Source organism: Undibacterium sp. WLX3042 (assembly GCF_049544825.1).
Lineage (GTDB): Bacteria > Pseudomonadota > Gammaproteobacteria > Burkholderiales > Burkholderiaceae_D > Undibacterium.
The window spans coordinates 1,248,599-1,271,321 of sequence record NZ_CP186698.1; the positions used below are offsets into that span (position 1 = coordinate 1,248,599).

Below are 22,723 nucleotides of genomic sequence, written 5' to 3' on the forward strand. Positions count from 1 at the left end.
ACTGATCATAGAAACATCGCTTTTCGTTCCAAACCCTTATCTTTCGCTCTATAATCAAAAACTTTGATACCAGCCACTTCCAGTCGCTGGCGGGCAACCGGAACCACCATTTCATTTGCAACGAGGAAACCATGAGTGACGCGCACGACGAACACGAATCAGCGATTAAGACACCAAAGCAACTTATCGTTGCAATTCTCGCTGGATTTCTGGTCCCTATTATCGCTATTGTTTTATTGGTTCAGTATGTCGCCAATGATAAAAAAGTAGGCGCAGGCTCATCAGCGCAGACCCCCGAAGCGATTGCTGCCCGGATTCAGCCGGTGGCTGATCAGGGTTTTACCTTCAAAGATAACAGCGGCCCTAAGCAATTGCAGTCAGGCGAAGCTGTCTACAAAATGGTCTGCTCAGCATGTCATGACTCTGGTGCAGCCGGCGCGCCAAAATTTGGTGATGCCGCCGCCTGGGCACCACGCATTGCTCAGGGTTACGATACTGTGTTGACTCACGCGCTGGGCGGTTTGCGCGCAATGCCAGCGAAAGGCGGCAATCCGGATCTGGATGACGTTGAAGTTGCCCGCGCCGTCGTGCATCTGGCAAACGCTGGCGGTGCTAAATTTAAAGAGCCCGAAGTCAAAGCTGCAGCAGAGGCAGAGGCGTCTGCTAAATAAACTGATGCTTTATTCTTTCACAGCGGGGTGACGTTGCCCGATGTAAAAAAGCCCTCGTTTTTACGAGGGCTTTTTTATTGCGCCTTCTATGGGCCGGAGATCAGAAAAAGATTGCTATTCCTATATGTCAGTACAGTTATGGTGTTCAGATATGAACTTCAACTTTGCTCTCGGCTGATTAAATAAATTTATCGCAACAGTCTGAAAATATTACTGTCCCGCTTGAAGTATCAATTTTCCTCAAAATGTGGCAAAAAAATTTTTTGCCACATTTTGGTGCAATTGGGTTGGAAAAATAAAGTTCCGAGGTTTTCTTTCATTTCAAAACAAACTTTTCCCAAAGTGAGTACAAATCAGACTATTTGCTAATTTTCATAACTAGACATGCATTATTCAGTCATCTGCGATTATTTGATAAATAAAATGCAGATTCAACAAAAAACGACAATCGATCAAATCATTTATATTGCTTTGCACAAAAAAGAAGCGTGCCTGTGACAGAGGTTTCTTTACTGAAAAATCGATGTTGTTTTTTTGCGAAGGCAAAGAAAGCATGATTGACACTAAGTATCACCAGATGTTTCTATGGCAGATAATATTTTTTTGACAGAATTATTTACATAAATTAGTTCAATCCAATGGACTAATTTACAAAGAAAAAAAGCACTGCAATGTGTAAAAAAATCTGCAAAAAATATTTATCGGGGTGTTGGTTATTGTGTATCAGAACAAGATAAAGCCATGTTTTATTCAGCATTGATGTGGCTGTTAATTGGAATTGATATACAAAAATGACAAGCGTCAGAAAATGGTTTTTTCAACGTTTGCTGATGCTTATTGTTGAATTGGATACTTAGGAACTCACATGTCTAAAAAAAATCTTGTATTTAAAAAGACACTGGTCGCACGCGCATTGACGCTGGCGTTCGGTGTAGGTGTTGCCTCCTTTGGCTTTACACCAGAAGTAATGGCGCAGTCTAATGCTGCCGGTACTGTCTACGGTACCGTTGCAACTGGCACTGCTACGAGTGTGGTATTGAAAAATACAGATACCAACTTAACCCGTACTGTGACTATTGATGCGAATGGTAAGTACCAGGCTACGGCTTTGCCAGCGGGTCATTACAAAGCAACTTTAATGAAAGACTCCACAGTTCTGTCTACTGCTGAGTTTGATGTGCTGGCAGGTCAGGGTGTGGAGCCAGCGTTTACTTCTGCATCAACTGCAGCAGCAGGTGTTCAATCTGTTGAAGTTTCTGCACGCCGCAGCCGTATCGACGTATCCAGTGCAACAAATGGCGCAACATTTACTGCGAAAGAATTGGCTAAATTGCCTGTCGCGCAAAGCGTTGACGGCATTATTCAATTGGCACCAAATACGACTCGCGCAGATAGCCGTTATGCTGGTGGCGCAAGTTTCGGTGGTGGTGGTGCATCTGAAAATGCTTACTACATCAACGGTTTCCCGGTAACAAACCCATTGACGCAGTTGGGTGCCTCTGAATTGCCATTCGGCGCGATTGGTCAGGCACAAATTCTGACCGGTGGCTTCGGTGCTGAGTTCGGCCGCTCTGTTGGCGGTGTAGTGAATATCACGACAAAAAGTGGTACGAATAACTGGGAAGCTGGTGCAAGTGTGAGCGTTACTCCAAATGCTTTACGTTCCAAACCTCTTGATATTTATTACCCAAATACCGGGTTGTATCCAGTAAAAATAGACCCAGTAACAAATAAGATAGCTAGCGGAACAGACGGCTCCGTATATCGTAGTAGGCAAGAAAACACTGTTGACTCAAGACGCTACGGTGCATATATCGGTGGGCCAATCGTTCAAGATAAACTGTTTATGTTTTTGTCTGCAGAAACGACAACAACAAATTACAACACTGTAGCAGCACTAAGAACGGCTCCTGTTAATAAAGAAGGATATGTACCGGATGGGTTCTTGGCTCAACATGATGAGACAACTCGTTATCTTGGGAAGTTCGACTGGAATATTTCCGATGATCATCGTCTGGAACTGACCTTGATTGGCGATAAACCGACTAGTGATCAGCAGTTGTCTGGATACCAGTATATAACCGATGGAGCAAATGTAATCGGTGGTAAGCGACTTGGTACTGTTGTCAGTTCGGCACATTACACGAACGTTCCTACTTATGCGCCTTCGACAGGTGCTGATACGCAAATCCTGAAATACACCGGTAATCTGACAGAAAATCTGACTCTGACAGCACTGTATGGTGAGAGTTTGACGAAGAACATCAATACCTATGACGGTTACGATATTAATCAGAAGAAGTATCAGGTAGTTGCTCAAGAAATTGCAAAAGTTAAGGGTGTTGATTATCCGAATCCACAGCCGCTGACAGGTAACATTTTACCACCAGGTGCGCAAGATAAAGTTAAGTCGACACGTCTGGATCTGGAATACAAATTAGGTAGCCACACAATTCGTGCTGGTCTTGACGATAACAAATTGTCTTCTATCAATGCGGGTGATTTCCGTGCCGGTGGCGGTATTTATCAGTATTTGTTCACAAAGACTCCCAACACGGCTATCAGTATGTCTGGTGTAAGAAGAAAAACTGCTGATTATGGCGGTTACGGCGTCAATGGTTACTATGGTCGTGAGCGTATTTTTACTGACGTAACGAATGCGTATTCCGACCAATCTGCACAATACATCGAAGATCGTTACCAAGTGACTAAAGACGTGTTGGTCACATTCGGTGTACGTAACGAGCAGTTTAAAAACAAAAACGGTGATCAGCAAACTTTCCTGGAAATGAAGAACCAGTTCGCTCCACGTCTGGCTGCAGCATGGGACGTAAATGGTGATTCATCGATGAAAGTATTCGGTAGTGCCGGTCGCTACATGTTGCAGATTCCAACACACTTAGCTGTGCGTGGCGCTAGCCGTTCAACATTTACTGATCAGTACTTCACTTACACCGGTGTTGATCCACAAGGTGTACCGATCGGACGCGTCAATATGACAACTCCAGTATCGACTAATAATGAATACGGTCAGGCTAAGGACGTCAACACGGTATCCGCTTTGGATATGAAACCAACGTATCAAGATGAAATTACGCTCGGTTTCGAAAAAGCGTATTCTCCATCGATGAACTTCGGTGCTAAGTTCACGTATCGTCAGTTGAAATCTACAATTGATGACTTCTGTGATCAACGTCCGTTTGATAAATGGTTAGCGAAACACCCAGAAGTTAACGCTGATAACTGGGGTGGCTTCGGTTGTGCTTCGTTTAATCCAGGTATTGGTAATACTTTCTTAGTTGATTTTGCTGGTACTCAGAAAAACTACACCAAGGTATTTTTGAGTAAAGAAGATCTGGGCTTTGATTCTGCTGAACGTAAGTACACAGCAATTGACCTGTTTATCGAGCATCCATATCGCAATGGCTGGTACGGTAAAGTGAACTACACCTGGTCTCGCAGCAAAGGTAATACTGAAGGTCAAACTAAGTCTGATAATGCTCAAACAGACGTGGCAGCAACGTCTACATGGGATACAGCTGAGTTGATGCAGTATTCAAACGGCTTGTTACCAAATGATCGTACTCACCAAATCAAGGCTTATGGTTTCTATGATCTGACACCAGAATGGACTGTCGGTGGTAATTTCCTGGCAGCTTCCGGACGTCCGAAGAACTGCTTTGGTAATCATCCGAATCTGGGTGATTCCCCAGACTATGGTTCAGTCTATTTCTACTGTGATGGTAAACCAGCACCACGCGGTACAAACGGTAACTTACCATGGGATGTTCGTTTAGATATGAATCTTGCTTATAAACCGCAAGCTGTTAAAGGGCTTACTTTGAAGGTCGACGTCTTTAACTTGTTTAATAAACAGACAATTCAGACTATCGATGAAACGTACAATTCGGGTTCTGCTGTGTCAGAAACATATGGTCGTGTCATCAGCTACACAGCACCTCGTAGCGTAAGACTGACAGCTGAGTACAATCACAAATTCTGATTTTGATGATTGCAGTGATGGACTTTATGTATTTACAAAGAAGTCTTAGCTGAGAAATGAAATTGCCCCGGTCTATGCCGGGGCTTTTTTTTTGAAGGAACAGAAATGATTGTCGCGAATAATTCAGATCAGAACGATGGAAAAAAATTTTTGGTGAACGCAGAGAGAGGACGAGAAAGTATGCGGAAAGCTCAATCAATGCCGATTTATGCACATGAATTACAGTTGAATAAGGCTGCTTTCGGTCGTAACAAAAAATACGTGCCAGACTGCAGAAGCTTGGTTAAAGAGTAACGTTTATTGTGCTGGGCTGACGATTTTCCCATTTGCATAAGTCGCTGCAATACTGCGGTCGTCTCCCAATAACGCCAGTGCAAACAGCAATTCTTCCAAAGAATTGCAATTGCTGGTACGGCGTTTCAGGAGTGGTGTGGCTTGCGGGTCGAGTACGTTAAAGTCTGCTTCGGCACCGGCCACGAAATTGCCGATACAAGTTTCGAGTTGCATGCTGCGTGCGCCGCCTAAGGTGGCGAGATAAAACATCCTTGTCGCTGACAGATAGGTACCACCCATACGCGCCACTTTGTAGGCGGCATTCATCGTTTGCAGCATGGAAAATGAGGTACCGCCGCCGACGTCGGTCGCCAGCGACAGCGTAACGTTTTGGGCTTCTGCGTGTTGGAAATCAAATAAACCGCTGCCCAGAAACAGATTAGATATCGGGCATAAGGCAACTGCGGATCGGGTGGCCGCCATACGCGCGCGGTCTTCATCGTTGAGCCAGATACAGTGGGCAAACATCGCACGTTCCCGCATCAGCCCGTAGCGATCATAAATATCGAGATAACTGCGTGCTTCTGGAAACAGTGAGCGCGCCCATGCACATTCATCCTGATTTTCTGCCACGTGTGTCTGAATAAAGGTATCTGGGTAGGCACGTGCTAACTCACCCGCAAGCTGCATTTGTGCCGGGCTGGAAGTTGGCGCAAAACGTGGTGTGATCGCATATAGCTGGCGGCCATGCTTATGCCATTTTTTGATCAGGGTTTCGCTGTCGCGGATACCGCCTTCTGCGGTGTCGCGTAAAAACTCGGGGCAGTTTCTGTCCATCAACACTTTCCCCGCAACCATGCGCAAATTGCGTTTGGCGCTCGCTTCAAAAAAAGCATCGACTGATTCCGGATGTACGGTGCAATACACCATCGCGGTGGTAGTGCCGCAACGCACTAATTCATCCAGAAAAAAGTTGGCTACTTCTCTAGCGTGCAGAGGGTTTTCAAACTGCCTTTCCGCTGGAAACGTATATTGCTCCAGCCAGGGCAACAGCCCTGGTGCCGGTGATGCAATGATGTCGGTTTGCGGATAATGAATATGCGTATCGATGAACCCGGGAGTAATGATTTTGCCGGGAAAGTGTTCAATAACGACATCGGCAGGCAGCGTCGGTTTTAGTTGCTGATAGTCTCCCGCAGCCTGTACCCGGCCATCATTGACGATCAGCAGGCCATCTTGATGCCAATGTGTTCCGTCCGGATTATGCAGAGGGTCATCGGTAAAGTGCAGCAAGCTCGCACGGTAGGCTTGTATTTTATGAATAGTCATCTGTTTCTGTCGGACAGAGATTTGATGCGGCTCGCAGGGTTAATTTGCCCGAAATGCCGCATCAATATTGGGTGATTGTTTGAAAAAATGTACTCTAGATGCGCGTATCTTAATCGCGAATCACATTCACTGCGCGCAGAATTGCCTCACTGGTTGCAGGCGCAGTTAAGGGGGGATGACGCTGATGGTCCGCAACGCTGGCAATCGCATCGCGTATCGCAAAGAATACGGAAAACGGCAATAACAGCGGCGGTTCACCAACGGCTTTTGATCTGTGTATGCTGTCAGCGACGTTCTTATTCTTAAACAGGCTGATGCGGAAATCTTCCGGGCAATCTGATATTGCCGGTATCTTATACGTCGATGGTGCATGCGTGGTTAATTTGCCGCTGGCATTCCAAACCAGCTCTTCCGTTGTCAGCCAGCCCATGCCTTGTATGAATGCGCCTTCTACCTGACCTTTGTCGATCGCCGGATTGAGTGAATTACCCGCATCGTATAACACATCGGCACGTAGTAATTTCCATTCGCCCGTCAGGGTATCGACGACCACTTCAGACACCGCCGCACCGTAGGAGTAATATGAAAACGGATTACCCTTCATCGATTTGCCGTCCCAATGTAAATCCGGCGTCGCGTAAAAGCCGTCAGACCATAATTGCACCCGCGCCAGATAGGCTTTTTGTACCAGTTCAGAAAACAAAACCGTGTTGCCGCCTGAACTGATGTTGCCATCTGAGAAGCTCACTTCGCTGGCAACGCCGCCCAAGGTGGTTACCGCAAATGTGGCGAGCCGATCGCGTATCTGGCGTGCAGCAGCCTGCGCCGCCTTGCCGTTCAGATCGGTGCCGGTTGATGCTGCTGTGGCAGATGTATTGGCGACCTTCGTGGTGTCGGTTGCTGTGACTTTGACGGCGCTCAGCGGCACACCCATTTCGTGCGCCACCACCTGTGCGACTTTGGTATTGAGTCCCTGGCCCATTTCTGTGCCGCCATGATTGACCAGCACAGAACCATCCAGATACACATGTACTAGGGCACCAGCCTGATTCAGATGCGTCACGTTGAAGGCGATACCGAATTTGTGTGGCGTCAGTGCCAACCCTTTTTTCAGTACCGGGCTGGTCGCGTTGAATTTGGCGAGCTCAGCCCGGCGCGCCCGATAGCTGCTGCTTTGCTCTAATTCAGCAACCAGCTCGTGTATCACGTTATCGACGACTTTCTGACCATAGTGAGTAACGTTCCTGCCCTCGCCGTCGTTGCGTCCGTAAAAATTCAGTCGCCGTACATCCAGCGCATCTTTACCAAGACGGAGGGCGATATCGTCGATGATATGTTCTATCAGTATCGCCCCTTGCGGGCCGCCAAAGCCACGAAATGCGGTGTTTGATTGCGTATTTGTTTTGCAGCACATGGCGCGGATATCGACATCGGACAGAAAGTAAGCGTTATCCAGATGACAGACCGCACGGGTAGCGACAGGCCCGGACAGATCGGCGGAAAAGCCGGCGCGTGACAGCATTTGTACCTTGACGCCGAGAATCAGCCCTTCGTCGTTGTACCCGGCTTCATAGTCGTAATGAAATTCGTGGCGTTTTCCTGTGACCAGCATATCGTCGTCGCGATCCGCACGGAGCTTGACCGGTCGTTGCAGTCTGAACGCGCACAGAGCAGCAACACCAGCCCATAACGCTGATTGCGATTCTTTACCGCCGAAGCCACCGCCCATACGTCTGCATTCGACTTGCACACTGTGCGACGGAATGGCTAGCGCATGTGCGACGACGTGCTGCATTTCACTCGGATGCTGAGTCGAGCAGGCAACGTACATGCCATTCGCTTCTAAAGGAATCGCATAGGCGATCTGACCCTCAAGATAAAACTGTTCCTGGCCGCCGACTTGCCATTCGCCGCTAATGCGATTTGGCGCATTAGCGATGGCATGCTGTGCATCGCCACGCGTCAGAGACATCGGTGGCAGCACATATGATTGTTGATCGTGCGCGGCGCGTGGATGCAAGATAGCAGGTAGTGTTTCGTAATCGATTTTTGCTAGCCTAGCAGCGCGGCGCGCCAGTTCATGGCTGCGGGCGACCACGGCGAACAGCGGTTGGCCGACATACTCGACGACACCATCCGCCAGTATCGGGTCATCTTTGATGATGGGGCCGCATTGGTTACTGCCGGGGAAATCACGCGCCGTGAACACAGCTATTACGCCCTGCGCCTGACGCACGGCATCCAGATCCATATGGCGTACCAGTGCATGCGCTTGCGTTGATAAGCCGAGTGCTGCATGCAGTGTGCCTTGCGTTTCCGGAATGTCGTCGGTGTAATTTGCCCTGCCACTGACGTGCAATAATGCGGATTCATGCGGATGTGATTTGCCTACTTCTGCCCACTGTGTTTCGTTTTGCCTGATCATATGGACTCCTCTGCTGAGCTTGTGCCTTCTGCGGCAAACGGATTGAGCGAGGCTGCTGGCAGCGGGCTGTCTGCCCGGGTTTCCAGCCAGAAGCGGCGCAACAGATTTTGTGCGGTCTGCAGGCGATACTCTGACGATGCCCGCATGTCACTGAGCGGTGCGTAATCATCGGATAACGCTAGCATCGCCGCTTGCAATGTCGCTTCATTCCAGACTTGTTGTTCCAGCGCGGCTTCGGCATGCGTTGCCCGTTTCGGCGTTGCCGCCATTCCGCCGAAGGCGATTCTGACTTCTGACAAAATCCCGTTTTGCAACTGTGCTGAAAAGGCGGCACAAACGGCTGAAATATCCTGATCAAAACGTTTCGCCAGTTTATAAGTACGAAAAATTTTTCCGCTGCGTGGTAAAGGAATCCGTATCGCAGCGACAATCTCGTGTGGACCTAAATCTTTATGCTGATAACCGAGATAGAAATCTTCGAGAGCCAGCTCACGTTCGCCATCAGCGCTTTTCAGGACGATGCGACTACCAAGCGCAATCAGCCACGGCATAGAGTCGCCGATCGGTGAACCATTGGCGACATTGCCACCCAGTGTTCCCGCGTGGCGTATCGGTAACGACGCGAAACGCTGCCACAACTCGCTTAATTCCTGCGGATAATATTCACACAATGCGCGATAGGCCTCGTCCAGCGTGACTGCGGCACCGATCTCCAGAACATCATTTTTCTCAGTTACCGAGCGCAACTCTTCAACGTGTCCTAGATAAATAATATCGCCCAGTTCACGGAATTGTTTGGTGATCCACAAGCCAATATCTGTGCCGCCTGCGAGCAGACATGCTTGCGGATGGGCGGCCCGCAAGCGGACTAATTCCGATATTGTTCGCGGCGCAAAAAAGTGTTGACCCTGATAAATATATTCCAGTGTTTCACTGCGAACCAAGCTCGCCAGTATGGCTGCCAACCCGGCCTGATCGAAATCCTGACGCGGGAGTTCTTCCATGCGATGCGCGGCGTCAATGATGGGGCGGTAACCGGTACAACGGCACAGATTACCGGAAAGGGCGATATCGATCTGTTTGCGTTGCAGTGGAGCGGACTCCGGGCTTCTTTGCAAATACAGGTCCCACAGGGACATCACAAAGCCCGGCGTGCAAAAGCCGCATTGTGATGCGTGGCATTCGACCATCGCCTGTTGCACCGGATGTAAAGATTCTCCATCACCCAGGTCTTCCACCGTGAAAATAGCCTTGCCATCGAGCGTAGGCATGAGCTGCAGACAGGCATTCACGGATTTCATTTCGACTTTGCCATCCCGCAACTCGCCGGTGACAACGGTGCAGGCACCGCAATCACCTTCGGCACAGCCTTCTTTGGTGCCGGTGCAATGCAGGTCTTCGCGCAGATGCTGGAGCAGGGTACGGGTAGGTGGCACATGATCTGCCTCGCGAATTTGCCCCTGAAAAAAATAACGTATCAGCCCAGACATGAGAATCCTGTGTAGAAGTGTTGTGAAATTGCACGCAGCAGTCGAGAGTGCTGTGTACCGTGAAGGTTAGCATTCAGATAAATTAAATTTATATCGAAATGATGATGCTGACTATCAACAGCAGAATTTATGCCAGCGAATCGGGGAAAAACAGGGGAATAGCAAAGAAAGTTCAGGCCAGGGGGGATCTCACAAAAGCATAATTAGTTTGCACAAAAACAGGGCAGTCAGGATTAGTTGCCAAGTGATAAATGTCAATGATTTATTTCGCACTCGTTACCAGAAGTCAGTCTAAAAAAAGTGTAAAAAAATGTTTCCATCTGGAAAAATTGCAGTATATTTCCTACCTGATTGTTACAAAGTGCAAGTTGATTCTGAACAAAACCAGGACTTGCAATCAGGGGACAGGCACATAAGTTGCTGAAATTTTCGGCGCTTTTGAATGTTTTAATTCTTTTTCAAAGTAGTGGCGTAAATGAATCTATCAAAAATGACTGTTGGTAAACGCCTGGGGCTGGGATTTGCTCTGGTTTTAATATTTTTGATCGCACTGACGATCGTTGGTGTTTTCCGGATGTCGCAAATTCAGGGGCGTCTTGAAAAAATCGTCAACGTCAGTAACGTCGAAACCCGTCTGGCGCTCGATATGCGGGCAATTGTCTATGATCGTATGGTCGCCTTGCGTAACCTGACCTTGCTCAATGACGAAGCGGATATGGAAAAGGATCTGAAAAATATCGCTGAACAATCCAAAAAATATGCGGAGGCGAGTGACAAACTGATCAAGTTGGCACAATCGGCCGATACGGTTTCGGGCGAAAAGAAAGCCTTGTTCGACAAACTGAAAGAACGCGAAACAGCTGCTGCTTCCTTACCAGAAAAAGCCAAGGCGCTTGGTCTTGCGAATGATCAGGAAATGGCAACCATCACGCTGATTAAAAAACTGCGTCCGGTACAGCAAGCCTGGCTTGATACCCTCGATGAACTGGTTGTATTGGAAGATAAACTGAATTCTGAAGTCGCCAGTGAAGCGAATTCTGCTTTTAAATCAGCGACCAGCCTGATGTTGATTCTGGGTCTGATGGCGTTAGCGGGTGGCGTTGCCGCGGCATTTTTTATCAGCCGTAGTCTGACCAGACAACTCGGTGGCGAACCGGATTATGCGGCGCAGATTGCAGGTCAGATTGCTGCGGGTGAACTGAGTGCACCGATAGAGGTAAGAAAAGGTGATCAGTCCAGTCTGATATTTGAAATGAAAAACATGCGTGACAGTCTGGTCAATATCGTGGCGCAAGTGCGCTCCGGCACCGACACGATCGCCACGGCCTCCAGTGAGATCGCTACTGGTAACCTGGATCTGTCTTCCCGCACTGAGCAACAGGCGAGTTCACTGGAAAAAACGACGTCATCCATGCGTGAACTGACGACTACCGTGAAGCAGAACGCTGATAACGCCCGCGAAGCGAATCAGCTGGCAGCTTCTGCTTCGGAAGTGGCGCGTCAGGGTGGCGAGGTGGTCGCCCAAGTGGTCGAGACTATGGGGGATATTAACGCTTCCTCGAACAAGATTGTGGACATCATCAGCGTGATCGATGGCATTGCATTCCAGACGAATATTCTGGCGCTGAATGCTGCAGTCGAGGCTGCACGTGCTGGTGAGCAAGGACGTGGTTTTGCGGTTGTGGCCGCTGAAGTCCGCAATCTGGCGCAACGCAGTGCCGCTGCTGCAAAAGAAATCAAAACGCTGATTGATAATTCCGTTGAAAAAGTTGAAATCGGCGCGCGCTTGGTGGGGCAGGCCGGCGTGACAATCGATCAGGTTGTCACCAGCGTTAAACATGTGACAGAAATCATGACGGAAATTACCGCGGCAAGTCAGGAACAGAGTGCCGGTATTGAGCGTGTGAATCATGCGATTATCGAAATGGACAGCGTGACACAGCAAAATGCAGCCTTAGTCGAACAGGCAGCCGCTGCTGCACAAAGTCTGCAGGATCAGGCGGCAGAACTGGCGAATGTGGTGAGTGTATTCAAACTCGACAAAAATGAAGGCTTATTATCATTTCAGTCTGCACCACAGAAACCCGCAGCACCTGTTGTCAAGCGCATAGAACCGGCAATGAGAGCGGCGAAATCCAAAGCGAAAGTCAGCCCGGTGAAGTCATTACCGACGGCAAAACCTGCGCCGAAGAAGTCTGCAACCGCCGCGTCTGCTGCCAGCGATGATGGCTGGGAAGAATTCTGATAAGTCAGCAAACTCAGCCGCAGAATCAGCAGTAATAAGACATAAGCACCCCATTTTTATATTGATCAGAAATGAAAAGAAATACCATGATGAAATCCTCACGTTCTTTCCTTATTTCAGCCATGTTGTGTGTGGCTGCGTCTTCGGCAATGGCTGCTGAAACAGCGCCTGTTATGGATAACAAGTCCTGCGATCCGCCAAAGTATCCGAAAGCTGCTTTGATGAATGAAGAGAGCGGCACGGTCACCATGGGGTTTCTGGTGTCTGTGGACGGCAAAGTTGTGGATTCGAAAGTTGAAAAATCCAGCGGCTCCCGCAGTCTGGATAAAGCCGCATTGGGTGCGTTAAGCCAGTGTAAATTCAAACCCGGCACTAAAGACGGTAAGCCTGAACAGGCATGGGTGAAAACAGATTTTGTCTGGAAGCTGGAATAAGTTCAGCGAGAAACTGAAAAAAGGGGAAGACATAAGTCTTCCTCTTTTTTATTGTCAGGCAAGACCCGCAGATCCCGCCACCGATCTCACTTATTTCAAGCCGCGACGTAACAGCAGCGGATCAATTTTAGGATCGCGTCCACGGAAGTTGCGGAACGACTCCATAGGATCGATACTCCCCCCGCGTGACAGCAATTGCTGACGGAACCAGTCGCCATTTTTCCGCGTCAGGCCGCCATTTTCCTTAAACCATTCAACGGTATCTGCATCTAGTACTTCACTCCACAGATAGGCGTAGTAGCCCGCCGAGTAACCGCCGCCGAATATGTGGGAAAAATATGTGGAACGATAACGTGGTGGTACCGGTGCAAAATCAACGCCGGCTTCTTGCAAAGCTGCTTTTTCAAATGCAATCGCGTCGCTTGGTATTTGTGCCGGTGTCAGCTGATGCCAGCGCTGATCAAGTAAAGATGCCGCCAGATATTCGGTGGTCGCAAAGCCTTGATTGAACTTGTTGCTGGCGCTGATTTTATCAACCAGTGCCTGTGGAATCACTTCTCCGGTTTTGTAATGCTTGGCGTAGTTTTTCAGGACTTCAGGCCAGGTTGCCCACATCTCATTGACTTGTGAAGGATACTCAACAAAATCACGTGGCACATTGGTGCCGGAGAAGCGTGGGTAGTGTACTTGTGAAAACAGTCCGTGCAGTGCATGTCCAAACTCATGGAACGCCGTTTTCACCTCATCCGCAGTCAGTAAGGTGGGTTCGCCTTGTGGTGGTTGCGGGATATTCAGGTGATTCGCAATCACAGGTTTTTTGTTGAACAGCCTTGACTGATCAACATATGAATTCATCCATGCACCGCCACGTTTGCTGTCGCGGGCGTACATATCGGCAATAAACAAAGCCATCGATTTACCGTCGGCATCAAATACTTCGAAAACCCGTACGCTGGGGTGATAGACAGGCAAATCTTTACGTTCTTTAAAACTGATGCCGTACAACTGATGCGCGGCAAAGAACACGCCGTTTTGCAATACGCTGTCGAGTTCAAAATACGGGCGTAACTGGGTATCGTCAAACGCATATTTTGCGGTACGCAATTGCTCTGTGTAGTAAGCCCAGTCCCATGCCGCCAGCTTAAAGTTGCCGTGATTTGCATCGATGATTTTTTGCAATTCAGCTGCTTCATTTTTCGCATTGGCGACTGCTGCCGGTGCCAGCTCGCTCAGCATTTTATTAACGGCTGTGGTGGTCTTTGCGGTTTCATCTTCGAGGCCGTAGGCAGCGTAATTCGGATAGCCCAGCAATTGCGCTCGCTCTGCACGCAGACGGGCTAATTGCAGCGCTGTATCGCGGTTATCGAAATCACCACCGTGGCTGCCACGATTGACCGAGGCTTCATGTAAACGCTGACGCACAGCACGGTCTTCGAGGCTGGCCAGATAAGGTTGCCCGGAGGTATTCATCAACGGAATCAGATATTTTCCATCCAGGCCTTTGGCTTTTGCTGCTGACGCTGCGGTGTTGATTTCACCTTCAGACAAGCCTTTTAACTGCTCTTTATGTTCAACGATGACGGCCGATGCATTGGTTTCTTTCAATACATTCTGGCTGAATTTTGTGCCTAACGATGCCAGTTGGGCATTGATCGCTTTGAGTTTGGCTTTATCGCTGTCGGATAACTTAGCGCCGGCCCGCACGAAATCGGTGTAGTAGCGATCCAGCAGGCGATTGGATTCGGCGTCTAGTTTCAGTTTGTCGCGCTGACTGATGATGGCGTTGATGCGTTTAAACAGTTTCGCATTCATCAGAATCACGTCCTGATGAGCGGACAATTTCGGTGCCAGATCGGTGGACAGTGCTTCCAGTGTCGGGTTGGTGTTGGTGGCGATCTGATTGAAAAAGATCGTGCTGACGCGGTTCAGCGTCTGCCCGGCGCGTTCCAGTGCGACCACCGTATTCTCAAAAGTCGGTTTGGTAGCATTGTTGGCAATCGCATTGATTTCGGCCAGGTGCAAACGCATGCCTTCTGCAAATGCTGGCGCATAGTGTTCGTTTCTGATCTGATCGAAGGCAGGATATTCATAAGCCAGAGTGCTGGCTTTCAGCAGAGGATTGGCTGCAAGCGCTTTATTCATAAGGGGTTTGCTGGTCGGTGCTGAAGTGACGGAATTATCTGCGGCAACGCTGGATTGTATTGCCAGCGCAGAACACAGCAGCATGAGCATGGATTTGTTCATGGGAATCAGATCTGAAAAATAGGAGTTGAAAAGAATAGCATCAGACTCCGTACACAGAAAATAATTCCTTAACATTATCTAAACCGATCAGCAGAAGCGATCAGCAGTGCCGATCAGCTCAAGCAAATAGTCAAGGAGTCAGCAAAGCACAAAACGATTGGCGAGATCAAGCACAAACCCAGGCTGCAGATAAGCCAGAAACGCCACTGCCAACACGAGTAGCAGCAACAGGAGCAGAGACAGTTTCAACAATGTCTGGCGCAGTTTCATTATCGTTATGCCGTTGCCGTCTGACGTTCAACCGGGCTTTCATTTACCGGCAGGTTGATGAGTGCGGCAAATATACCGAGCCCCAGCGTAATGCCCCAGACGAGGTTGTAATTACCCATCATCGTATAGATGTAGCCACCGAGCCAGACTCCCATAAAACTGCCGACCTGATGCGAGAAAAAGACAAAGCCGGACAACATAGAAAGATATTTCAATCCGAAGATGCTGGCGATCACGCCATTGGTCAGCGGTACTGTCGATAACCATAGCAAGCCCATGCCGGCGGCGAATATGTATACCGAGTAGGACGACAGTGGCGCCAGCAGAAACAGGCTGATCACGATTGTGCGCGACAGATAGATCGATGACAGCAGGTAGCGTTTCTGGAACATGCCACCGAGCTTGCCGGCGTAATAGGAACCGAAAATATTGAACAAGCCTATGAGGGCAAGCGCCGACACAGCCACGTTAGGGTCGAGTATGCCTTTGTCCTTCAGATAGGCTGGCATATGCACGCCTATGAAAACCACCTGAAAACCGCAGACAAAATAACCTGCGACTAAAAACAAGAATGGCTTATGAGAGAACGCTTCGTGGATGGCCTCTTTGATACTTTGCTGCGGGCCATGACTGTGATCAATCGCTGGTTCGCGCAGTTTCCACGCCATCGGCAGCATGACGGCGATCAGTAAGCCAGCCAGCAGATAAAACGCAGTCTGCCAGCCGCTGTGAGTAATGAGTTGCTGCTCAACCGGCATCATCACAAACTGACCAAACGAACTCGCTGCGGATGAAATGCCGAATGCCCATGAACGCTTATGCGCGGGTGCCGTGCGCCCGATTATGCTGCTGACAGCACCAAAAGCGGTACAGGCGAGCGCCCCTCCTAATAAAACACCGGAACCGATGACAAACAGCAACGGATGACTCACCGTTGCCATCCACAACAAACCCGCCGCATACATCAGTGCGCCGAAGATCACGACGCGGGCTGTGCCAAATTTGTCGACTGCCATACCGGCGAATGGCCCGAATAAACCCCACAACAGATTCTGGATTGCCATCGCCATCGAATAGGTTTCGCGGGTCCAGCCGTGCGCTTGTGAAATGGGCTGTAACCAGAAACCAAAGCCATGACGCACGCCCATGGCTAGCGTCAGTACAAAGCCGCTGGCGATGAGGACGGTTTTCAGATCGGGAGATTGCTTGACAGTCATGGCTTATGCTTTCTGCACATATATTTATAAGGTGAACGCGCTAGTGTAGTGGAAACGCCGAAAGTATGTGGACTGCCGGTTTTACCATGACGCCTGCGCTGAGCATGGCGCGGGGTCAGCCGGTACTGTGATTATCCGGCTTCCCGGTCAATAATACACATGTCCGGAAATGGCCAGATCCGGTACTGATCAACGCGTATAAAGGGCACATGCGTACCGATAACGACATCACGATGAATACAACAGAGATCCCGCACGGCAGGCTGACGCACGAGGCACATCAGTACTATCGTGCGCTCGCCGCAAAAGACAGCCGCTTTGACGGCGTCTTTTTTACCGGCGTAAAAACAACAGGAATATATTGCCGCCCGGTTTGCGCGGTCAGAACACCGCGTGAAAGTTCCTGCGAGTTTTTTTCGACCGCGGCAGCAGCAGAAGCGGCGGGCTATCGACCGTGTCTGCGTTGTCGTCCCGAGCTGGCTCCGTATGCGATACAACAGAATCTCGCGCATGCGATCTGGAAAAAAATTGCTGACGGCGCTTTGAATGCAATGAGTGTCGAAGTTTTCTCGCAACAGATAGGTTTGTCGTCCCGCCAGCTCAGGCGCGTGTTATTGCAGGAATTCGGTGCCAGCCCGGTCGAACTCGCGCAAACCCAGCGGTTGTTATTTGCCAAAAAATTGCTGCAGGAAACCAGCCTGTCTATGACAGAAATCGCGTTTGCCGCTGGTTTTGGCAGCGTCCGTCGTTTCAATGCGCTGTTTTTGCAGCGTTATCAGATGGCACCCGGCTCGGTGCGACGTACGGCAGATGGGCGTGGCGAAACTATTTCTTTGCGCCTCGCGTATCGTCCGCCGTATGCGTGGGATGCAGTCATCAGCTATTTACGTGGACGTGCGATGCCAGGGCTGGAAGCCGTGATTCAGGAAGGTCAGGACGGTGATCAGGCCGCCTATGTGCGCAGCGTGCGCATACAGGGTATCTCAGGCTGGTTGAAAGTCAGTCATTTACCGCAGAAAAACCAGTTATTGCTGCAACTCGCGCCGCAACTGACGCCGGTATTGATGACGGTGCTGGCACGTGTACGGCAGCAATTCGATCTGGAAGCGAATCCCGCATTTATTCAAAGCCACTTGCAGCAAGATGCTTTGCTGGCTGCGCAGATTCAGGCAACACCGGGTTTGCGTGTGCCGGGTGCTTTTGACAGCTTTGAACTGGCGATCCGTGCGGTGCTGGGGCAACAGGTCAGCGTCGCTGGCGCAACCACCGTTGCTGGCCGTCTGGTGCAGCGCTTTGGTGATCCGGTGGAAACGCCGTTGGCGACGATTACGCGTCATTTTCCGACACCTGAAACGATTATCGGGCTGCCCGTCAATGAATTGGCAGGCATAGGAATTCCAGCAACGCGTGCCCAAACCTTGCAGAATGTCGCCCGCTTTGCACTGGATGGCGGTTTTGAACGCTTGCCGGATAGCACTCAGGCGACGATGCTGGACAACATGAAAAGCGTACGCGGTATCGGTGAATGGACGGCACAATATATCGCAATGCGTGCGCTGCGTTTTCCCGATGCTTTTCCTGCCGGTGATCTCGGTTTGCAAAAGGCAGCGGCACAATTATCAGGACAGGTAGTGTCGGCCCCACAGACGCGCTGGACAGAGAAACAGTTGCTGTTGCAGGCACAAGCGTGGTCACCCTGGCGCGCCTATGCTGCGATGCTGCTGTGGCAGTCGCTTAACACGGCGGACAGCCTTAGTGAGCGCAATGCAGCAAGCAAAGCGACAGAAAAATAAGGTGTAGCGATGAAATATACAGAATTCAACAGCCCGCTCGGCGTGCTTTGTCTGGCCGCGAGTGACACGGGATTGAGCGGCGTTTACTTTGAACAGCACCGCCATTTCAAAGGCATACAGGGATGGCAAGCCGCACCGGAGCATCCGGTGTTACAACTGGCGACACAACAACTGCACGAATACTTTGCCGGTCAGCGTCAGCATTTCGACCTTCCGCTCGACATATCGTCGGGCACGCCGTTTCAGCAAAGCGTATGGCGGGCATTGCAGCAGATACCTTTCGGGCAGACCTGCAGTTATGGTGACCTTGCCGCCAGTATCGGCAAGTCTTCGGCGGTCAGGGCGGTTGGCGCAGCCAACGGACGCAATCCCTTGTCAATCATTGTTCCTTGTCACCGGGTGATCGCAACGAACGGTGCGCTGACTGGCTATGCCGGTGGCTTAAAAAATAAGCAGGCCTTGCTGCAATTTGAGGCAGGTCTGCCGCTGTATTCAAGTCCGCTATCTATATGAGCTTTAGCCGGAAAAAGTCTGGAAAGCCGCATGGATACTGGATATTCCATTTTTAGGATGATATGATTTACATCATTTTGTTGCATTGCACAAAAAAAGCTTGACGTAGGAATTCTGGGGTGTACAATCGAACTTGTTGCGGTGCACCATTTAAAGAATTTGTGGAAGGCGCTGCCGATTATTAATCCCCTTTGACGGAGAATGCCATGTCTACATCACCAGAACAATTTATTGCTGCAACTAAAGCCAATCTCGAAGCACAATTTGCTTCTCTGACTGCACTGAACAAAAAAGCGTTTGAAGGTCTGGAGCAATTGTTTGCCCTGAACGTCAATGCTGCAAAAGCCAGTATCGAAGAAGGTACTGCGACTGCCAAGCAATTGCTGAGTGCCAAAGATCCACAGGAATTTTTCACGCTGACTAGCGCACAGGCACAGCCAACCGCAGAAAAAGCACTGGCTTATGGTCGTCACCTGGCCAGCATTACTTCTGCGACTCAGCAAGAGTTCACGAAAGCAGTCGAAGCACATATTGCTGAAACAAACACTAAAGTCATTTCCCTGATCGACGAAGTAACTAAAAACGCACCAGCTGGTTCCGAACAAGCGGTGACTGCATTGAAATCGATGGTTGGTAACATCAACGCAGGTTACGAGCAATTGTCTAAAACAACAAAGCAGGCAGTAGAAACGCTGGAAGAAAATCTGGCAAAAGCGACACAACAGTTCACCCAAGCTGCCGAAAAAGTAACGCCAAAGAAAAAATAAGTAACACGAGGATAAGTTCGGAATAAACTTCGCCTGAATCAAAAAGCTCCCTTTCAACGGGAGCTTTTTTTTGCACAAAATTTACGCAGAAAGCAGATCGCAAGATGAGCTGATGTGAGCCAGATGCTGCCGGATCAGCCGGAATAGGCATTTTTATCTGATATACCATTTTTAAAAACAGGAGATATAACATGCAAGACGTCGTCATTGTTGCTGCTGGCCGTACAGCAGTTGGTAAATTCGGTGGTTCCCTGGCTAAAATCCCGGCCGCCGAATTGGGTGCGATTGTGATTAAAGGCCTGCTCGCCAAAACGGGTCTGAGCGGCGACCAGATCAGCGAAGTTCTGCTAGGTCAGGTGCTGACTGCCGGTGTAGGGCAGAATGCAGCACGTCAGGCCGTCATCAAAGCGGGTTTGCCTGTGATGGTGCCAGCGATGACGATCAATAAAGTTTGCGGCAGCGGTTTGAAAGCAACGCATCTGGCGGCGCAGGCGATTAAAGTTGGTGATGCTGACATTATTATCGCTGGCGGTCAGGAAAATATGAGTGCTTCGCCACACGTGCTGAATGGCTCGCGCGATGGTTTCCGTATGGGCGACACGAAACTGGTTGACACCATGATCGTGGACGGTTTGTGGGATGTCTATAACCAATACCACATGGGTATCACCGCTGAAAACGTCGCGAAGAAATACACTATCAGTCGTGAAGAGCAGGACGTATTCGCGCTTGCCTCACAAAACAAAGCGGAAGCGGCACAAAAAGCCGGCAAGTTCAAAGATGAAATCATACCGGTCGAAATCGTGTCGAAAAAAGGCACGGTCGTCTTTGATACCGACGAATTCATCAAACATGGCGCAACCCTGGAATCCTTGTCAGCATTGCGCCCGGCCTTCGACAAAAACGGTACCGTCACCGCAGGTAATGCATCCGGCCTGAACGATGGTGCTGCCGCAGTGATCATGATGTCGGCAAAGAAAGCAGAAGAGCTGGGATTACCGGTGCTGGCGCGAATCAAAGCATATTCGTCGGCAGGTGTTGACCCGACTATCATGGGTATGGGCCCCGTGCCTGCAGCGCAACTGTGCCTGAAAAAAGCCGGCTGGACACATGCCGATCTTGATTTAATGGAGATCAACGAAGCATTTGCTGCGCAGGCCATAGGCGTGAATAAAGAAATGGGCTGGGACACCAGCAAGATCAACGTCAATGGCGGTGCGATTGCGATTGGCCATCCTATCGGAGCCTCTGGTTGCCGTATTCTGGTCAGCCTGATTCATGAAATGATACGCCGCGATGCTAAAAAAGGTCTGGCGAGTTTGTGTATCGGTGGCGGTATGGGCGTGGCTCTGGCGATCGAACGTTCTTAATAAATCTGAGGGAGAATCCCGCTAGGATTTGTCGGAAATAGTTAAAAAAATCCCCGCTTTTGGCGGGGATTTTTGTTGGGTCGGATATTCCTGATTAGTGGATACCGTGCATTTTCTTTGCCATCCATTTATTCATCAGCATCAGAACAACGCCGGCAGAAATCGGGATGATGGTGAAGATCAGGAAGAAAGTCGACATCGAATACGTGTTCGAAATTTCGTCAATATAACTACCCGTCAGACCAGCCAGTTTATTCGCAATGGCGGTATTCAGGAACCACAAACCGAACATCAGACCAAGCAAACGCGGCGGTGCGAGCTTACTGATGTAAGACAAGCCGACCGGAGACAGGCAAAGCTCACCCATGGTATGGAAGAAGTACGCCAGAATCAGATAAACCATGCTGATCGAGGCAGTCTTCGCACCGGCCGGAATAGTGGACGAGCCATAGGCCAGCGCCGCAAATCCGATACCAAGCAGAACCAGACCCGTACCGAATTTAACCGGGCCGCTAGGATCCCAGTATTTGTCCCACATTTTGGAAAACATCGGTGCCAGAATCACCAGGAAAAACGAGTTCAGCACACCAAACCAGGTAGCAGGAACGCTGGACTGATCCAGCGCAAATTCACGTTGCAGCATCCACAGGACTAATGCCCAGATCGTTCCCAGACAGACGACTAACAACAGATTAGATACCAGATAGTTCTTAGCGGTACCGGCGAACAGCTTCACCAGCAACCAGCTGAGAATCATGGTCGGAATCACCGTCATCAGGCTGTTGATAATTTTAAAGGTAGTACCTGCGGTTCCCACCAAATTACGGTCGGTGTAATCGGCCGCGAAGATCGTCATTGAACCACCGGCCTGTTCAAATGCGAACCAGAAGAAAATTGTGAAGAAAGAGAAAACGGCAATTGCTTTAATGCGGTCAGCGACGATGTTGGCCGCTGGTTCTTCGACGACGACTTCAACAGTATTGGTCGCCGCTCTTTGGTCTTTCGATAAACCGATGTTGCCGAAAATGCCTTGTCCCAGATAAAACTGGATCGCGCCTAACAGCATGAAAATACCGGCGAGTCCAAAACCATAAGACCAGGAGATTTTTTCACCAATATAACCGCACAGCAAAATACCGAAAAACGCGCCGGAATTGACACCCATATAAAACAAGGTATAGCCGGAATCGCGCAAGTGTTCGTTATCTTTGGTGTACAACTGGCCGACAATCGCAGAAATATTCGGCTTGAACATCCCGGTACCGGCAACGATCAGTGACAGACCAACGTAGAACATAGCTGGCGTATCAAACAGTAATGACGCATGACCGGCGGCGATGATGAATCCGCCGAGTACGACAGCACGACGGCTGCCGAGGAATTTATCGGCAATATAGCCACCGATGATTGGTGTCAGATAGACGAGACCGGTGTACCAGCCATACAGATTGGCGGCGTCTGCGCGGGTCCAGCCCCAGCCGCCTTTGGCCGTTTCTGTGACCAGAAACAAGACCAGCAATGCGCGCATGCCATAATAAGAAAATCGTTCCCACATTTCTGTGAAAAACAAAACAAATAAGCTATCGGGGTGTCCCAAGATAGTGTTCGCCCCGGGATTTTGAATTTTGTCCAAATTGCTCTCCGTTGTTGGTTTTAATTGGATGCTGATTCACCAGCAA

Annotated in this window: 15 protein-coding genes; 9 read left to right on the top strand and 6 right to left on the bottom strand. The window is 49.6% G+C overall.

Going from position 1 to position 22,723, the window contains the following annotated elements; translation table 11 throughout:
* Positions 1-131: 131 nt before the first annotated feature.
* The 3 genes from ACPAOP_RS05635 to ACPAOP_RS05645 all read left to right on the top strand — a co-directional run bounded on the left by ACPAOP_RS05635 (position 132) and on the right by ACPAOP_RS05645 (position 4,968).
* A complete protein-coding gene (locus ACPAOP_RS05635) occupies positions 132-671 on the top strand; it encodes a c-type cytochrome (RefSeq protein ID WP_423679163.1) in 540 nt (179 codons plus the stop codon).
* A gap of 865 nt (positions 672-1,536) precedes the next feature.
* On the top strand, positions 1,537-4,674 hold the full coding sequence (locus ACPAOP_RS05640) for a TonB-dependent receptor (protein ID WP_423709606.1): 3,138 nt from the start codon (positions 1,537-1,539) through the stop codon (positions 4,672-4,674).
* A gap of 105 nt (positions 4,675-4,779) precedes the next feature.
* Positions 4,780-4,968: a hypothetical protein gene (locus tag ACPAOP_RS05645; protein ID WP_423709607.1), complete on the top strand. Its 189-nt coding sequence runs from the start codon at positions 4,780-4,782 to the stop codon at positions 4,966-4,968.
* A gap of 3 nt (positions 4,969-4,971) precedes the next feature.
* On the opposite strand, the gene guaD is transcribed toward ACPAOP_RS05645, so the two are convergent.
* The 3 genes from guaD to xdhA form a co-directional block, all read right to left on the bottom strand.
* Positions 4,972-6,276, bottom strand: a complete 1,305-nt coding sequence (gene guaD / locus ACPAOP_RS05650) for a guanine deaminase (RefSeq protein ID WP_423709608.1) — start codon at positions 6,274-6,276, stop codon at positions 4,972-4,974.
* A gap of 109 nt (positions 6,277-6,385) precedes the next feature.
* Positions 6,386-8,701: a xanthine dehydrogenase molybdopterin binding subunit gene (xdhB, locus tag ACPAOP_RS05655; protein WP_423679167.1), complete on the bottom strand. Its 2,316-nt coding sequence runs from the start codon at positions 8,699-8,701 to the stop codon at positions 6,386-6,388.
* Positions 8,698-10,191 carry a xanthine dehydrogenase small subunit gene (gene xdhA / locus ACPAOP_RS05660; protein WP_423679168.1) on the bottom strand — a complete coding sequence of 498 codons (1,494 nt, stop codon included), beginning with the start codon at positions 10,189-10,191 and terminating at the stop codon, positions 8,698-8,700. Before xdhA ends, xdhB begins: the two co-directional genes overlap by 4 nt.
* A 475-nt stretch (positions 10,192-10,666) precedes the next feature.
* Between xdhA and ACPAOP_RS05665 the strand changes: the two genes are divergently transcribed.
* Both ACPAOP_RS05665 and ACPAOP_RS05670 read left to right on the top strand, forming a co-directional pair.
* Entirely contained in the window at positions 10,667-12,436 is a 1,770-nt protein-coding gene (locus ACPAOP_RS05665; protein WP_423679169.1) for a methyl-accepting chemotaxis protein, read from the top strand.
* Between the two features lie 86 nt (positions 12,437-12,522).
* Complete coding sequence (locus ACPAOP_RS05670; protein ID WP_423709609.1) at positions 12,523-12,870, top strand: energy transducer TonB; 348 nt, start codon at positions 12,523-12,525, stop codon at positions 12,868-12,870.
* A gap of 90 nt (positions 12,871-12,960) precedes the next feature.
* Here the strand turns inward: ACPAOP_RS05670 and ACPAOP_RS05675 are convergent, their stop codons facing one another.
* Positions 12,961-15,114, bottom strand: coding sequence for a M3 family metallopeptidase (locus tag ACPAOP_RS05675; protein ID WP_423709610.1), 2,154 nt, complete (start codon positions 15,112-15,114; stop codon positions 12,961-12,963).
* A gap of 275 nt (positions 15,115-15,389) precedes the next feature.
* Positions 15,390-16,601, bottom strand: coding sequence for an MFS transporter (locus ACPAOP_RS05680; protein WP_423709611.1), 1,212 nt, complete (start codon positions 16,599-16,601; stop codon positions 15,390-15,392).
* Positions 16,602-16,810: 209 nt separating this feature from the next.
* On the opposite strand from ACPAOP_RS05680, the gene ACPAOP_RS05685 reads away from it, so the two are divergent.
* From ACPAOP_RS05685 to ACPAOP_RS05700, 4 genes are all read left to right on the top strand, one after another.
* A complete protein-coding gene (locus ACPAOP_RS05685) occupies positions 16,811-18,394 on the top strand; it encodes an AlkA N-terminal domain-containing protein (RefSeq protein ID WP_423709612.1) in 1,584 nt (527 codons plus the stop codon).
* Between the two features lie 9 nt (positions 18,395-18,403).
* Positions 18,404-18,907: a methylated-DNA--[protein]-cysteine S-methyltransferase gene (locus tag ACPAOP_RS05690; protein ID WP_423709613.1), complete on the top strand. Its 504-nt coding sequence runs from the start codon at positions 18,404-18,406 to the stop codon at positions 18,905-18,907.
* Between the two features lie 206 nt (positions 18,908-19,113).
* Positions 19,114-19,674 carry a phasin family protein gene (locus tag ACPAOP_RS05695; protein WP_423679176.1) on the top strand — a complete coding sequence of 187 codons (561 nt, stop codon included), beginning with the start codon at positions 19,114-19,116 and terminating at the stop codon, positions 19,672-19,674.
* A gap of 191 nt (positions 19,675-19,865) precedes the next feature.
* Positions 19,866-21,044, top strand: a complete 1,179-nt coding sequence (locus ACPAOP_RS05700; protein WP_423679177.1) for an acetyl-CoA C-acetyltransferase — start codon at positions 19,866-19,868, stop codon at positions 21,042-21,044.
* Between the two features lie 94 nt (positions 21,045-21,138).
* Here ACPAOP_RS05700 and ACPAOP_RS05705 read toward each other — a convergent pair whose 3' ends face one another.
* Positions 21,139-22,677, bottom strand: coding sequence for a peptide MFS transporter (locus ACPAOP_RS05705; RefSeq protein WP_423709614.1), 1,539 nt, complete (start codon positions 22,675-22,677; stop codon positions 21,139-21,141).
* Between the last annotated feature and the right edge of the window lie 46 nt (positions 22,678-22,723).

Excerpts from the sequence above, each read along its gene's own strand:
- ACPAOP_RS05635 (WP_423679163.1), top strand. The coding sequence starts at position 132 with ATGAGTGACGCGCACGACGAACACGAATCAGCGATTAAGACACCAAAG.
- ACPAOP_RS05640 (WP_423709606.1), top strand. The coding sequence starts at position 1,537 with ATGTCTAAAAAAAATCTTGTATTTAAAAAGACACTGGTCGCACGCGCA.
- ACPAOP_RS05645 (WP_423709607.1), top strand. The coding sequence starts at position 4,780 with ATGATTGTCGCGAATAATTCAGATCAGAACGATGGAAAAAAATTTTTG.
- guaD (WP_423709608.1), bottom strand. The coding sequence starts at position 6,276 with ATGACTATTCATAAAATACAAGCCTACCGTGCGAGCTTGCTGCACTTT.
- xdhB (WP_423679167.1), bottom strand. The coding sequence starts at position 8,701 with ATGATCAGGCAAAACGAAACACAGTGGGCAGAAGTAGGCAAATCACAT.
- xdhA (WP_423679168.1), bottom strand. The coding sequence starts at position 10,191 with ATGTCTGGGCTGATACGTTATTTTTTTCAGGGGCAAATTCGCGAGGCA.
- ACPAOP_RS05665 (WP_423679169.1), top strand. The coding sequence starts at position 10,667 with ATGAATCTATCAAAAATGACTGTTGGTAAACGCCTGGGGCTGGGATTT.
- ACPAOP_RS05670 (WP_423709609.1), top strand. The coding sequence starts at position 12,523 with ATGATGAAATCCTCACGTTCTTTCCTTATTTCAGCCATGTTGTGTGTG.
- ACPAOP_RS05675 (WP_423709610.1), bottom strand. The coding sequence starts at position 15,114 with ATGAACAAATCCATGCTCATGCTGCTGTGTTCTGCGCTGGCAATACAA.
- ACPAOP_RS05680 (WP_423709611.1), bottom strand. The coding sequence starts at position 16,601 with ATGACTGTCAAGCAATCTCCCGATCTGAAAACCGTCCTCATCGCCAGC.
- ACPAOP_RS05685 (WP_423709612.1), top strand. The coding sequence starts at position 16,811 with ATGCGTACCGATAACGACATCACGATGAATACAACAGAGATCCCGCAC.
- ACPAOP_RS05690 (WP_423709613.1), top strand. The coding sequence starts at position 18,404 with ATGAAATATACAGAATTCAACAGCCCGCTCGGCGTGCTTTGTCTGGCC.
- ACPAOP_RS05695 (WP_423679176.1), top strand. The coding sequence starts at position 19,114 with ATGTCTACATCACCAGAACAATTTATTGCTGCAACTAAAGCCAATCTC.
- ACPAOP_RS05700 (WP_423679177.1), top strand. The coding sequence starts at position 19,866 with ATGCAAGACGTCGTCATTGTTGCTGCTGGCCGTACAGCAGTTGGTAAA.